The sequence below is a fragment of the Lysinibacillus sp. FSL P2-0066 genome, assembly GCF_037969495.1.
GTDB lineage: Bacteria > Bacillota > Bacilli > Bacillales_A > Planococcaceae > Lysinibacillus > Lysinibacillus boronitolerans.
Genome location: NZ_CP150202.1, coordinates 1929962 through 1944918, shown reverse-complemented (window position 1 = coordinate 1944918; position 14957 = coordinate 1929962). Strand labels below are relative to the sequence as shown.

Here is a 14957-nt window from a genome sequence, read left to right as displayed (position 1 = left end):
GATTTATATTCCACTTAGTTAATGTAAAACTTCGACCACTTAGTTAATGTAAAACGCTCAGGTGGCAATGTCCGATGAAGAACACTATTTAATTTATATTCCACTTAGTTAATGTAAAACAAGTAACTGCATCGATGTAAAAGGCGTTTCACCATAATTTATATTCCACTTAGTTAATGTAAAACTAGAAGAAAAGCTTAAAGGTGCTAATCGTAATCCGTTTATATTCCACATAGTTAATGTAAAACTGTGTAGTTGTCATAGACATTTTAGATGTATCCATGTTTATATTCCACATAGTTAATGTAAAACATGAAGATGTTCGTCTGGAATTAACACATGAAAGCGGTTTATATTCCACATAGTTAATGTAAAACAAGGGTGGAGTACAGAAGCATTGTATGGCTTTATTCGTTTATATTCCACATAGTTAATGTAAAACAATGGACGTAACGAAACGATTGTTCTGATGAACGAGTTTATATTCCACATAGTTAATGTAAAACTTAACACCTATACAAGACGATTATGGCATGTATACGTTTATATTCCACATAGTTAATGTAAAACGCTTACGTTGCTGTGTAATCTCAGATAACAACTCCTATTTATATTCCACATAGTTAATGTAAAACCGGGCGCTAAGGCAGAAATGACTCCAAGCACTACATTTATATTCCACATAGTTAATGTAAAACTAATACGTCGACAGGTACTTTACAAGTAAATGAAAATTTATATTCCACATAGTTAATGTAAAACTTGTATAAACAATAATCAAAATCATCAAAAATTCTAATTTATATTCCACATAGTTAATGTAAAACCTTCTCCCTCACCATCTTCTCCATCTTCACCGTCTCCATTTATATTCCACATAGTTAATGTAGAACAAAGATGTCCTAGAATCACCATTAAAAGTTGATGTCTATTTATATTCCACATAGTTAATGTAAAACAGTCACAAATTGATTAGAACCACTTTCATCTTCTTGATTTATATTCCACATAGTTAATGTAAAACGCGATTGGCTAAAGATATTAAAAATCATACAAGAATTTATATTCCACATAGTTAATGTAAAACCAACTGTTCAGCTTCAAGCTGTTGCTGTTCTTTTTATTTATATTCCACATAGTTAATGTAAAACACAGAGCTGTTGCATCGTTTTCTTCATCCATTCGTATTTATATTTTCCACATAGTTAATGTAAAACCACTCTCAAAAGCAAGTACCATTACCCTAGCAGTCAAATTTATATTCCACATAGTTAATGTAAAACCCGCCTATCATTTGTTGTCCTGCCTCTGCAAACGCTATTTATATTCCACATAGTTAATGTAAAACTTTTTGTTTGATTAGACATTGGCTTGTCCTCCTTTATTTATATTCCACATAGTTAATGTAAAACATTGCCCATGTTCCTCAATAAATGATCTTTTTAATGATTTATATTCCACATAGTTAATGTAAAACTGTGTAATCACCAGTGTCGAGTTTTTTCAATTTGATATTTATATTCCACATAGTTAATGTAAAACTTCATACTCAACATTGTTTTTCGGCTCACCCATGAAATTTATATTCCACATAGTTAATGTAAAACTTTCAGCTACTTCTTCAGACCGTTCATAAATCTCATATTTATACCACATAGTTAATGTAAAACGAACCTACTATTGAAACAGTTACGGCACCTACAATATTTATATTCCACATAGTTAATGTAAAACAGCAGTTGCTACGATGCAAAAACTTGGGATTTTTAGATTTATATTCCACATAGTTAATGTAAAACGTACATAAAACTTAAAATTAAAAGCCCTTAGAGCAATTTATATTCCACATAGTTAATGTAAAACTGAAAAATCAGCACTAGAAAAAATCGAAAAAGAAAATTTATATTCCACATAGTTAATGTAAAACAGCAGCATGAAAGAGATTGGAATCAATGCTATTGAATTTATATTCCACATAGTTAATGTAAAACCAATTAATCGAACTTTATTTCCATCTGATAGTTCAAATTTATATTCCACATAGTTAATGTAAAACGAATTCACAACTACCAACCAATATCGAGATATTAAAATTTATATTCCACATAGTTAATGTAAAACTTATTACAAACAGATGCAAAAGAAGGAGGAATTTTATAAATTTATATTCCACATAGTTAATGTAAAACGGATCAGCGGGCCTGCTTTAACCAATGAGCGTGTTACTATTTATATTCCACATAGTTAATGTAAAACAATTTGCAATGGATTACTAAATTGTCTTTTATAGATATTTATATTCCACATAGTTAATGTAAAACATGGTCGAAAAAGATTAGCAAAGCAATCAATGTTGATTTATATTCCACATAGTTAATGTAAAACTCAGCATATAAGAGTTTGACCATAGCAACAAAATCCCAATTTATATTCCACATAGTTAATGTAAAACGATATCGTTCATTTAGACAACATCCATACGTATTTAGATTTATATTCCACATAGTTAATGTAAAACTCTGACTCCGGCTCACCTAACGGTGTAGGTTATCCAATTTATATTCCACATAGTTAATGTAAAACGCCAACAAACTTTCCATTGATACAAGCAAGAATGTCATTTATATTCCACATAGTTAATGTAAAACTTTGCTAAAAAGTTGCGTTTCGATAACTACACTATATTTATATTCCACATAGTTAATGTAAAACGGTTTTCCCCATTCTGTCCAATCAATTTCTTCTTCATTTATATTCCACATAGTTAATGTAAAACACCAACAACCCAAATTGCCACAACGATCATGACTCCATTTATATTCCACATAGTTAATGTAAAACTCCACCGCCATCTTCTTTCCCGCCATCTTCATCTTCATTTATATTCCACATAGTTAATGTAAAACCAACGGACATTCCGTCTACTGCACGCGATTCATACATATTTATATTCCACATAGTTAATGTAAAACAGGAAGTTTCTGACGTAAAAGTGACGCAATATAATTATTTATATTCCACATAGTTAATGTAAAACCATCACGGAATATCCACCGTTTGTCAGCTTCCTCGAATTTATATTCCACATAGTTAATGTAAAACGGATCTAAAAACTTTAAATCTATCGTGAAATCCAAATTTATATTCCACATAGTTAATGTAAAACTTACTTACAATTTGCATATTAGCTTTAAATTTCGCATTTATATTCCACATAGTTAATGTAAAACCTCGTCCAAAATCAGATCTTCATTCATTTAGATCCTACATTTATATTCCACATAGTTAATGTAAAACTAGCCCCAGCTTCTTTAAGTGCATCACGTAGTTCAAGATTTATATTCCACATAGTTAATGTAAAACCTCAACTGTACGATTAATTCTGGTGTTTCTGGATTATTTATATTCCACATAGTTAATGTAAAACGATGGCGTAAAAGTATATTTATATCCACCCGTATCATTTATATTCCACATAGTTAATGTAAAACAAACCTGTTGAGGTATTGGTTCCTGACGGTAATGAAATTTATATTCCACATAGTTAATGTAAAACATAACGTTCATCATATCAATATTCACCTCCTCTCAATTTATATTCCACATAGTTAATGTAAAACGCTGTTTATTTTTATCTTTGCTAGGTGTTTCATCATCATTTATATTCCACATAGTTAATGTAAAACGCCTACCAGACGGCACATTTGGAGCTGTCGAAAAGGTATTTATATTCCACATAGTTAATGTAAAACATCAAAACGTTGCCTCCAGAAATATCCGTACAAGTTGAATTTATATTCCACATAGTTAATGTAAAACGGTATACTGTCCCGTGATATATGCAGTTTCTTCGACTAATTTATATTCCACATAGTTAATGTAAAACACTCGGATGGCGTGCTTATCGAAGTGACAGTAATTAATTTATATTCCACATAGTTAATGTAAAACCCACCTTAAGCATAATCAAAAAACCCTTATTTTTCAACGCTTTAACGGCTTGTAATTTGCGACAAATATGATTATTTGCAGTCAATCGGTAGTCCAGAAATTTGCCTTTGCAATCAAAGTGCCCTCAAAGCTAGGTATGATATGCCTGGAAGGAATATAATGTTGTAAAATGATTCACTGCAATTCTACTAAAAGAGAGTTTGAATACAATCGATACTCACTTTTCTAGTCTTTACTAATAGAATAGATGACTATAAAAACATGCTCTCAAAATCTTTCTCGACCCCATACACAGTTTTTTTCATATTTTTGGGATTGGCAATTCGGTAAACATAAATTGAATCAATATTCGGATTAGCCTTTGTTGCTAATTCAGCTAGGCATTGTTTTAAAAGTCCTTCCGTAATTTCTCCTTCAAATAAAGAATTTTGTGTCCACGTTAAATATTTTTTCAATACTTTATGGACTTTTCCCACCCGTTTCACATCCACATCATACGCAATCAGTACATACACGCTACCACCACGCTTTCAATGCTTTATAATCTTCATCACCAATCAGATGTTTAATTAATTTATAACATTCTAGACGAATTAAAAATCGGTAAGAGGTTTGTCTGTTTAATTTTCGATGTTTAATGGTCGTGCTCATTCGTTTTTCGAATTCAGCAATAAAAATTTTACGTCCTGTTTCATTTAATAAGCAAATATGTTCTTCGATATATTCGAAATGTTCAGCACGAATCATCTTTTTGTTTATTAACATAAAAATTAAATTATCCATTAACAACGGTTTGAAGATTTCTGCAATATCCAGTGATAGGGAAAATCTTCGAGAACCTGATTCATGTAAATAACTAATTGTTGGGTTTAATTGCGTTTTGTACATTTCAGATAATACAGCTGTATACATTAAACTATTGCCAAATGAAATAAGTGCATTAATTGGATTGGTAGGCGGACGTTTTTCTCTCTTTGTAAATTGAAAATCAGGATTTTTAATAATCGCATTAAAGCATTGATAGTAAGCAAAGCGAATTTTCCCCTCTATGCCCATTAAGGTTTGTATATCCGTAGCATCGGCAACTTGTTTCTTTAGTTGCGTTATTTCATTGATGAATGGCTCTACCTCATCTTTGTAGCGACGAATATTGCGTAACATATGATGAATAGCACTATAGACAAATTGTTGTGCAATATACAGCCTTTTATTCAAGTCCATTACATGGGCTGCTTGCTGGACATCAACGAAGCCCGCCACTTTTTTTCGTCTAGGTGTGTAACTACCTGAATAGTAGCCGTAGTAATTATAAAAATGTATATTTACATCTTTTTGATTCATCAAATTAAAAAAAGAGGTGTTAAAGTCCATTTCCGCAAATACATGTAGATTTTCTGTATTTTCTATTGGTAATGTTTTTTTCGTACCATCTTCGAATACTAAATAAATAGTAGAATCTTTTCTTTGGATCCTTCCGTTATTAAATAAATATACATTTTTCAATCCTCTTCACCTACCCAGCAAAATGAATAATAAGCACATTTTGTACAATATCTTAATTTTTTCTTCTTAGGAGGCTTGTCTAGCTGAATAATTTGTTGGATTTGGGCTAACCATTTAGGAATGGCCTCTCTATCCTCTTCCGTTAATTCAATTTCATCAACACGTTTTTCTTTTGGATAATGTATTTTGCCTTTTCGATATATCCCCATTTGCTCAAGTACGAATAAATAATATAGAAGCTGCGCCTTATCAGCCTGTTCCATTTTACTACTAGATTTCACTTCTCCTACATAATGCTTGTCCATCATATCAATCCGAATTAAATTTTCTATCAATACTTCTTTTGACTTTTGGCGTTGATAGGACGTATCGTGCAATACTTTCCCTTGTTGTACTTTATCGTCCTCATCCTCAAAGCCAAGTTGATGTGAATGTAACCATAGCTTGCGCTCGCATACTTTCAAATATTGGACTTGCAAACCGGTTGCCTTTAAATCGTCCCATTGCATATGCTTTCACCCCTTGTATGGCATTTTCCATAATTAATGAAAGAAGCTATCTACATCATTTGCAAAAATTAAGCCGAGTTCCTCTGTATATTGATAGGTCACAACTGGGTATTCTGTATAGCGATCAACTCTAATTGTTGAAATAATCTCTCCATTTTTTCGTTTTCTTGCATTATCGTATGCCCAAGTGGCGATTGGCACTGTGAATTTTTGTAACTCGATTAAAAAATTAATCTTCGCCTTCAATTCTAACTTTTTAGTTAATTCATTTTTCATATTCTCTATTTCTAATTCATTTTCCCTATAAACGCCATATGGGATCACTAATTGATTTTGAATATCTCTTATGGTCGGTTTATTCTCCTCTTGATAAGGTAATAAATCCTCATACCAAGCCAATGTTTCATCGAATGTTTGAATATATTCGCACTCTGCTCCTAAAGCTTCTCTACTATACACTTGCTCTACAATCTTCATTTTAATTTTCTCATCTATTAGCTGATTGTTATATTGCAGTAACACTTCCTTTGATTTAGAAAAAATTGTAAAATCAACAACAGATTTTTTATTGTTTGCAATACCTGATGGTAATGGACCGCCTGTAAAAACATAAATGTTAGGTATATTTTCAACATAATCTCGCGTTCGATAAATACGTCCCATACGTTGAAATAAACCTGATGCCTCTGAAAGCTCAGTAAATAAAATATCAAAATCAATATCAACGCTTGCCTCTACTAACTGTGTAGTAATCCATATTCCCGTGTTTAGGCAATCTTTGTTTCCTAATGCTAAAATTGCATCTTCCTTTTCTTGACGGTGCTTGCTGATAAAACGACTGTGTAAAAGAGAAGCCTTTACCCCTGTTTCTTCAAATTCTTTATATAATTGCTGTGCTTTTGTCACCGTATTCACAATGATTAATACCTTTTGTTCCATTGGATGCTTTAAAATTTCTTCTATCGTCAAATCCTTTTCAACGATTTGCATAAAATGACGCTTAATTGGCTGATTATTGGCATTGAATTTTAAAAATGGGTCTTCTCGTTTTTCAAATGGCACTTCCAATCGTTTCAACGCTTCTATAAAAAGTGGTGGCAATGTGGCAGTCATAATTAAAAACTTACCGCCTATATCCGTAACATACTTCAACCCTAATACGATAAAGGCTGCTAATCTTGCGCTGTACATTTGAATTTCATCAATGATAATTTTGCTATAGGCTAATGTGGCAAGTTTCATTTCAAAGCCTGGATATAACCCGACAAAATCAATAATTTGATCGATTGTCGTCACTGTAAGCGGCATAGATAGATTTTTCGCATGTGTAATCGTTATTAAATCAAGGTCTTGCTCATCTGCACGTTTGACATATTCAGCATGCATACCACTATGAAGCAATCCTGTATTCTTTTTGCTGCAGCCAATTTCATTAATCAATCTGTCATAAATCGCATTGATGGACACTTTTAATGGCAGCGTGAAAATGCCCTTGTCATTACCAAGCCACCAAAGTGCTGCTTCTGTTTTCCCAATACCCGTTGACGCAATGACTATATGATTCTCTTGTTGGAGAGTATATAAATAGTCTTGCAACTCATTCCTAGTGCGATTTTTATTATCGAAATACTTTTTCATTTTTTGCGGTAAATCTTCAGGAGGAATTTCAACTTCATAACCTCCACTTGCCGCATAATCCAACTTGTTTAATAAGCCCTTTATGCGAACGAAACGATACAGATGCTCATGGTTTTTAAGAATTTTTCGATCGGTAAATTTTCGATAATCAAATTTAGGTTCTTCACGAATATTAAAATCATTATTTAATAGTGACACATATTTTTGTAAATCCTTTTTAATCTCATCACCACTCTCGTACATATTTTGCTCTGCCCGTTCGTGGTGATAATAAACAGCTAAAATTAATAACGTAGCATCCTCTTTACCATAGTGAGTGATTAGATTTTTAATCGGCATAAATGCACAGCTTAAGTAATTGTGAGGAATTTCATCTATTTCAGGAAATAAATCCTCTATACGCTCTTCTATTGTGCGTACTTTATTCTGAAATTTGGTATTTGCCTTTCCTAAATCATGGTACGTCACCGCTTGTAATAAAATGTTCCAATCTTTCTTTGACAGTGCATTTGGATAAATTTTACGAAATATTTCCCATTTTTTAATTAAATGGTTTGTATGCTCAATAATCGTTTGTGCGGCGGATGTTTTTGTTGCTGATTTTGCTAATAGCTTTTCAAACATCTACAAACCTCCTTATAAAAAAAGAATGGAGAACATTCCCCCACTCTTATACTAAAAATACGGTATATCCATCCTGATCGAAAAGCACGTTTTCATATGCAGCAAGATAGTTAGTTGAAGAAGCCGGTACATGAGAAACAATCACCTTTTCCCACTGACGAATGTGCTTTCCTTTAGCAATTTCTAATAATTTATATGTTTTATTTAAACGATACGATGTACCGATTTTTCCATAAATATCATTCTTGGTCATCGATTGCGGAATAAAAATATCAAAATCAACTCTCTTGTCTTCTTCCATTTCTTGAATTTCTAACTCCACTTCCGTCACTACATTAATCTGCAATAAATCCTCGCGTCTACCTAGTGATAAATATTCAGCAGGTGATTTTAGTGCGTCGATAATGATTGGAATGTATTGCTTGTCCTCTGGTACAATATGCAATACTAGTTCGACATCTACTAATAGCTCTGTTGTGGAAACACCCCGTGTAATCCCATGTGCTTTCCCATCTGATAACTCCACTTTCAACTGATGGCGACCTTGCTCATACGAACTACCAGCAAACTCGTAGCGCGTCCATAAATCATTGACCTTTGCATGATATTTCCCCTGAATACTCACCTGCATTGGCACATAACTTGTAAAGCCACATGCCGCATGCACCATGCCAATAACAGTTGAGTATGGGGGCAGTGGATATGATTCCTTTAATTGAAAACTCGTAGGCTTTTTGTAGTTCACTAGGTTCTGATAAGCCTCAATCCGAATCCCCTTCATATGTTCACCTGCTTATTTATAATAGTCTGATACAGCCTGCTCTAGCTGCGCGAAGAAGTCTGCCATTGGTTTTGCTTGTAAACTTTGCTCAATTTCCTCGTCGTTTGCTAATAATCCTTTGACTAAGCCAACATGTGTATGTTGTTGAATATGTGAATCCAATGCTAAAATCCCCTCAACCGTTGCAACGGCAAGCTTATTATTTTGAAGCTTTAATCGATTTTCGAAAAATGGATTTTTTAAATCATAGACACCACCGATAGCAAAAATTGGAGCTAAATTCTCTCGACGCCCTTTTATATCACGATATAAAAATTTTAATGTACGTAATAAAGAAATAACACGCTTAGCACGTTCCTCTAATGGAATTTCGATTTGATCGTTTGTATCAATTCCAATCTTATCTAAATCCACCGTCAGTGTGTAAGCATAAAAGGATTTATGAATTTCACTTTGTGCAATATTTCCACCTCTTAATTCCTCATTAGCTGTTGCACTTTTATGGCGGTCAAACAACCCTTTATTCGTTAAAAATTCTAAATCTGTATTATAACTTTCCAATGCGACAGCATTGGATAAGCGTACCACGGCAGCACGAGTTCTCGTTGGTTTTACCGTTTTCATATAGCCGAACAAATCAATTTCAGGATAATCTGCGATTGTTGCATCTGGGTGAAATTGAATAACGGAGCCATCCATACCTAATGGAGTGTGATTGATATCCATTTGTTCGACAATGTTATAACGCAATGCTTGACGTGAAATATACGTGTACACTTCATGATCTCCGCGGGAAATTTTTTTCAAAGAAGCAACGTTGCCAACACCCTCACCATAGTTGGCACTTTCTGCTTCAACTATCATACTGATTGTTAATCCTTTTTTATTCATTTACTTGCTCCTCCTTTGCCATATCCTCTTTTTCGAAATCTTTTCCATTTAATCCTATTAAAAATGCGTAGCCAATTGTTTGGAATTTTTCAATATCACTGAGTGTTGTTGTGAAAAATAGGGGGATACCTAATTTTTCATGGCGTTTGTAGCTATACGCCTGTACAATTGTTTCCATAAATTTATTAGGATTTTTTACTTTTAAAGCATTTAACAAACGGTGTGAAATAGCATTTAATTTTGTTTCTTGACCTCGATATACTTTTCTTAATTCGTAGCCGCTAATCCGAATACTTCTTAACTCTTTATCTGTCATATGTGAACCTCCATTTAATACATAATTTGAAATTTTCAGAATTTTATAGATAGAAAAAGTATCCGCATATTTATCATCGATTACTAAACGTATTAAACGATAGAGTAAATCACTAAAGCGTTGTCCATTATAAAAACGTCGAATAACTTCTTGATAGAGGCTTATATAGTCTCCATTTTCCTTAACAAATTTCCCCGTCAAGTAATGGAAGTCATTCCGGCTATCATAAAGCTGCTGTGCTTTGTCACGGGATAACATATTGAATGTATAAGGTATGGATTCATTATTTTTGTCATATTTAACAATCTGGATATTATCAATTTCTACATTCTTCTTGTTTTCTGCATGTTGATACATTTCATTGATAATTTTTGAATATGCCATTTCCTCCAGCTTATCGCGTGTATATTCTTCTCCTCTATCGTTGCGCAACTGGATTTTATTGTAAGCTAGTAACTCGACAATGGATTGATTGCTATTGATAAAGAGACCTATCCCATTTTTCAATGTGAAGCCTAATGGCAGACAACTATACACAATATTACAGATTGGACAAATAAATAAATTGCGCTGATGGTTCCAATAATGCGAGGATTTTCTTGCCCCATCAACCCCTAAATTTTGTACCCAAGTAAGATCAAATGCCTCTGAGATAGACTTCATTTTATTGTCACAGCACGCACATGTTAATTTATTTTTTCCGTACTTTTTTTCATCTTTCTTTGACGTTAGAAAATCTTGAGCAGGTTTGATGAAGTAATTAAAATATTCTTCATAGAGATCCTTTTTACTCGCATTGCTATTTAGGAAGGAGACATTGGACCAAAAACCTTGAATAACTTGATATGTAAGGACACGTGGGATGATAAATCGCTTTGCATCCTTATGCTTTAAATGCTCGACAATTTGTAGTAATGCGTCCACAGCGTCTCCAATTTGCGGCTGTATTTGTTCCAAGGTTTCTTTTTTCCTCTGTGTTACCTTTTTTAAACTTTTTGCAGCCTCTAAAAAATCAAATGGAATCGCAGACAGAAATGGATAGACATTCTTATAACTATTCGATGACAGCCAGTATTTCACTTTTTCAATATGGGCATTGAGCCGTTCTAAGTTTTTTTCATCTCCAATGTCAGTTTTCGCTCTTAATAAAAACTCTACAATAGTAGGATTAGTCATTTTATAGTAATTTGTTTCATGTCCATATTGAGCAGATAAATAGGCAAAATAATGTTCTTCAAAGTTCGCTAAATTGCTTTCTGGAAAACTAATAGTCTGAAAATCGCTCTTACTATACTCTAGCTTTGCATAGTCAAATACACGGCAAAGTCCCAAAATACTGGCATTGTAAATTGTTTCATCTAACTGTAGTTCAATCATTCACTTCACCTCCTATTCATTCACCATTTCAATGCAGCCTAGCATTTGTGATCTTCTAAAACCAATGCCCGTCTGTGTTAATAAAGCTAAATCTTCTGGATGTCCTCCTAGTACAAAGCTTCCTTCAAAACCATTCAAATAAAGAATTCCTTTTTCATTTAAATTTTTAAACTTGTCATGCTTTAACTGCACAACTTTTTTATGCATCATTACAGGTGTAAAAACTAGTGGCTGATGCAATGTCCGCCCAGCAACAGATTTTAGGCATTCATTTGCTGCATAATTCAATTCCTTCCCATAATCAGGATCATCAATATTTAAATATTGATTGTTTTTATCTTTGATAACGATGGTGCTGTTTGTTTTAAATAGAGCTTGAGATTTTGTAGGTAATTTTTCAGATAAAAATTTAACATGCTTAATGTGTAGGGTGTATGACTTATATTGCATTTGCTTATGCTCAAGTAAGCCATTATACAGAGTTATCATAAAATTTATATCAGAAGAAGAAATGGTCATACGAATGTCTTGATGGATGATAAATTCATCTCCTTCTAGCGTATAACCATTTAAATAAATCGCTCCTGTAAAAGGACGCATCGCCTTGTTAGCTTGATGTTCCTCAAAGCTATACAAACTTTCCTTTAATTCTGGATTGACAGAAGATAGTCCGGCTTTAACTACACTCCCAGCTAAAAAATGATAATGCTTAGGTATTTTCTCCGCTTCCATAATGATCTGCAACCTCATTTGTCTTCACCTCCTTTTTATTTCCTAGCTTAACCTAGATATAGTTAAAAATAGGTTTATTACCCAAAATTAAACTTACTTATATACTAATCTTTTTTTCGTCACTAATCAACATTTTTTGACAATTATGTAGGCATTATGTTTACTTTAGATTTTGGTGCTTATTAATCTCTTTACTATTCTTGATTAGAATAGAAGGTTCTTTTTAAATAAGTAGAATCCAAATAAATATTTTTTCAAGTAATGATTATGTTTGAAGACTTTTTTGTACAAGTGCAGTGAATCATTTACAACATTGGTCTTTTTAAAACTTATCATATCTAGCTTTAAGGGCCTTTGATTGCAAAGGCATGTTATTGGAATACCGATTAACTGCAAAAAAATGATATTAGTCTCAAAGTACAACCTGATAAAGCGTTGAAAAATAAGGTTTTTTTGATTATGCTTAAGGGGAGTTTTTCATTAACTAAGTGGAATTTAAATTATCACATGCTGAAATTAGCCGACCCTAACACTTTCGTTTTTCATTAACTAAGTGGAATTTAAATTTTAATACACGCACAATTGGACCATCGTTAAAGCAAGGTTTTTCATTAACTAAGTGGAATTTAAATCAAATATGCTATCACATTAAAAATTGCGGAACCAAGTTTTTCATTAACTAAGTGGAATTTAAATGATGATTTTAAAAACATCTTTACTGTTAATCAATTCGTTTTTCATTAACTAAGTGGAATTTAAATCTCGCTGGACCATTTCATTTAATTCGCTAACAGCGGTTTTTCATTAACTAAGTGGAATTTAAATACTTGATGCTCTGCATACTCTTTTAATTTGTCGTACGTTTTTCATTAACGTAAGTGGAATTTAAATCTGCTTATAGGCGTAATTCAACGCAAATCGAACTACGTTTTTCATTAACTAAGTGGAATTTAAATGTATTTGTACTAGATTCGTAGTTTGATGCGCCCTGTGTTTTTCATTAACTAAGTGGAATTTAAATGACGATTGGCGAGATAAGCAGCAAAATGAAATTACGGGTTTTTCATTAACTAAGTGGAATTTAAATCTAGTTGTTGTTGCTCCAACTTATTGTCAGTTTGAAGTTTTTCATTAACTAAGTGGAATTTAAATCTCGTAACACTTGATTAGCTAGAATTTGATCTTCGTTTTTCATTAACTAAGTGGATTTATAATAAGTAAATAGGTTAGGAAGTTATTGTCCAACTGAAGGCATTTTTATTAGCAAGTGGCATTTAAACCCTTGCAATCTATTATTCTCTAAAAAAACCAACAACAACCGAATTCCCTCGGTCATTGCTGGTTCTTTTCATTTACATTATTTCTTGCGTTTCACAAATACAATAACAAAAATAGCGGCTAGGGCTGCTAGGATGGCGATCATCCATACTGTGTTTGAGTTGGATGTTGTGTCATCTGTTGCGGCTGCTTGTTGCTCTTCTCTTGGTGTAGCGTTCGAAGACTCCATTTCTTTGGCATCCTCTTTCACCACTTGTGCAGTGCTAATTTGCACATATTGTAGTGTTGCTTCATTCGAGGCAGATGCTTCATGCTCGTGGCTTGTGTCGTGACCTTCTGCATGATCGCCGTGAGTTTCCTCTTGCCCACCGTCATGACCATGATGGTGATCTGCTGCTGTTGTGAAAATAGAGCGTTCTAGTTGTTGCCCTACCCAACTTTTGGCATCTGTTGAATCGGCAAAGATGCGAGGGTGTCCTGACAGCATGTATGTTTTACCGTCGATGATGATTCCTGTTTGGTCACCTGTGACTACATCTTCAATTGTACCTGTTGGTCCTTCTGCAAAGCCGCCCATTTGAATAAGCGTATGTCCGCCCATATCAAATGTAAGGTGCTCTGTTAAGAATGCAATGTACTCTTCTTTCGTCATGGTTGCGTCAGGATTGGCTAGCTCAAGTTTATGATGAAAAAGTGCTGTATTTATTTCCTTGTACGTAATATCTCCCTCTAGAGAAGACACGTAATCCTCTTTTTGAGCTGCTTGTGCTAGCTCATCCACTGTTGCTCCGTCAAGGCCGAAAAAGCCACCTACCCAGCCTGCAAAGTCCTTGCGTGAGAGATTGTCTGTTGGGTTTAAGGCCATATCTTTGCCATTGTACCCAAGAAGCCCAATACTGTGTAGTACCATAATGTCCTGAATATTGGCGGCTGTTTCAGGGACATCCGTGAATAGTGTACTTTTATCCATCGTATGGGCGTAGGCAACGGGTGCCATGAATAAAGTACTCATCAATAATAAAAGTAAATATTTTCTCAAAATGATTCCACCTTCCAATGCCTTAGTATACAGATGAAATGTGAGGGAAGTTTGAAATCCACAGGTACTTTCTATAGCTTAAATTGACGAATCAGGGCGTTTAGTTGTTCAGCCATTTCTGCTAAATGCTCGGCACTATGTTTAATTTCCGCCATGGAACTTGCAGTTTGCTCAATGGTAGCCGATGTTTCCTGAATACCTGCCGCTGATTGTTCAGAAACAGCAGCAATTTCATCGACTGCTTTATTAATCGTGACAGTATTGTGAACAACCTCCGCTAGCTCCACTGACATACCTTCAATGCCTGTCGCAATGGCC

The 14957-nt window shown here is 33.8% G+C and carries 10 protein-coding genes and 2 CRISPR repeat arrays (1 of these 12 cut by a window edge); all 10 genes read right to left on the bottom strand.

Features of this window, described 5'->3' with window-relative positions; translation table 11 throughout:
- Positions 1-3951: a CRISPR direct-repeat array (repeat unit 29 nt; unit sequence ATTTATATTCCACATAGTTAATGTAAAAC) (it extends 325 nt beyond the left edge of the window).
- 251 nt (positions 3952-4202) lie between these two features.
- The 10 genes from cas2 to MKZ14_RS09410 all read right to left on the bottom strand — a co-directional run bounded on the left by cas2 (position 4203) and on the right by MKZ14_RS09410 (position 14926).
- Positions 4203-4466, bottom strand: coding sequence for a CRISPR-associated endonuclease Cas2 (cas2, locus tag MKZ14_RS09455; protein ID WP_009371077.1), 264 nt, complete (start codon positions 4464-4466; stop codon positions 4203-4205).
- A gap of 1 nt (position 4467) precedes the next feature.
- Complete coding sequence (gene cas1b, locus MKZ14_RS09450; protein ID WP_258858805.1) at positions 4468-5454, bottom strand: type I-B CRISPR-associated endonuclease Cas1b; 987 nt, start codon at positions 5452-5454, stop codon at positions 4468-4470.
- A complete protein-coding gene (cas4, locus tag MKZ14_RS09445) occupies positions 5451-5963 on the bottom strand; it encodes a CRISPR-associated protein Cas4 (protein ID WP_016994000.1) in 513 nt (170 codons plus the stop codon). Before cas4 ends, cas1b begins: the two co-directional genes overlap by 4 nt.
- Positions 5964-5996: 33 nt before the next feature.
- Positions 5997-8225, bottom strand: a complete 2229-nt coding sequence (gene cas3, locus MKZ14_RS09440) for a CRISPR-associated helicase Cas3' (protein WP_339280862.1) — start codon at positions 8223-8225, stop codon at positions 5997-5999.
- 46 nt (positions 8226-8271) lie between these two features.
- Entirely contained in the window at positions 8272-9006 is a 735-nt protein-coding gene (gene cas5b, locus MKZ14_RS09435; RefSeq protein WP_016994003.1) for a type I-B CRISPR-associated protein Cas5b, read from the bottom strand.
- A gap of 12 nt (positions 9007-9018) precedes the next feature.
- The gene (cas7i, locus tag MKZ14_RS09430; protein ID WP_333006935.1) at positions 9019-9897 is read right to left on the bottom strand and encodes a type I-B CRISPR-associated protein Cas7/Cst2/DevR; all 879 of its coding nucleotides are present in this window, start codon (positions 9895-9897) and stop codon (positions 9019-9021) included.
- A complete protein-coding gene (locus tag MKZ14_RS09425) occupies positions 9890-11590 on the bottom strand; it encodes a Cas8a1 family CRISPR/Cas system-associated protein (RefSeq protein WP_339280861.1) in 1701 nt (566 codons plus the stop codon). The genes cas7i and MKZ14_RS09425 overlap by 8 nt, the downstream gene beginning before the upstream one ends.
- A gap of 12 nt (positions 11591-11602) precedes the next feature.
- Positions 11603-12340, bottom strand: coding sequence for a CRISPR-associated endoribonuclease Cas6 (gene cas6, locus MKZ14_RS09420; RefSeq protein WP_339280860.1), 738 nt, complete (start codon positions 12338-12340; stop codon positions 11603-11605).
- 454 nt (positions 12341-12794) lie between these two features.
- A CRISPR array of direct repeats spans positions 12795-13537; the repeat unit is 29 nt; unit sequence GTTTTTCATTAACTAAGTGGAATTTAAAT.
- 142 nt (positions 13538-13679) lie between these two features.
- A complete protein-coding gene (locus MKZ14_RS09415; RefSeq protein WP_339280859.1) occupies positions 13680-14639 on the bottom strand; it encodes a hypothetical protein in 960 nt (319 codons plus the stop codon).
- Positions 14640-14710: 71 nt separating this feature from the next.
- Positions 14711-14926 carry a hypothetical protein gene (locus tag MKZ14_RS09410; RefSeq protein WP_036081058.1) on the bottom strand — a complete coding sequence of 72 codons (216 nt, stop codon included), beginning with the start codon at positions 14924-14926 and terminating at the stop codon, positions 14711-14713.
- Between the last annotated feature and the right edge of the window lie 31 nt (positions 14927-14957).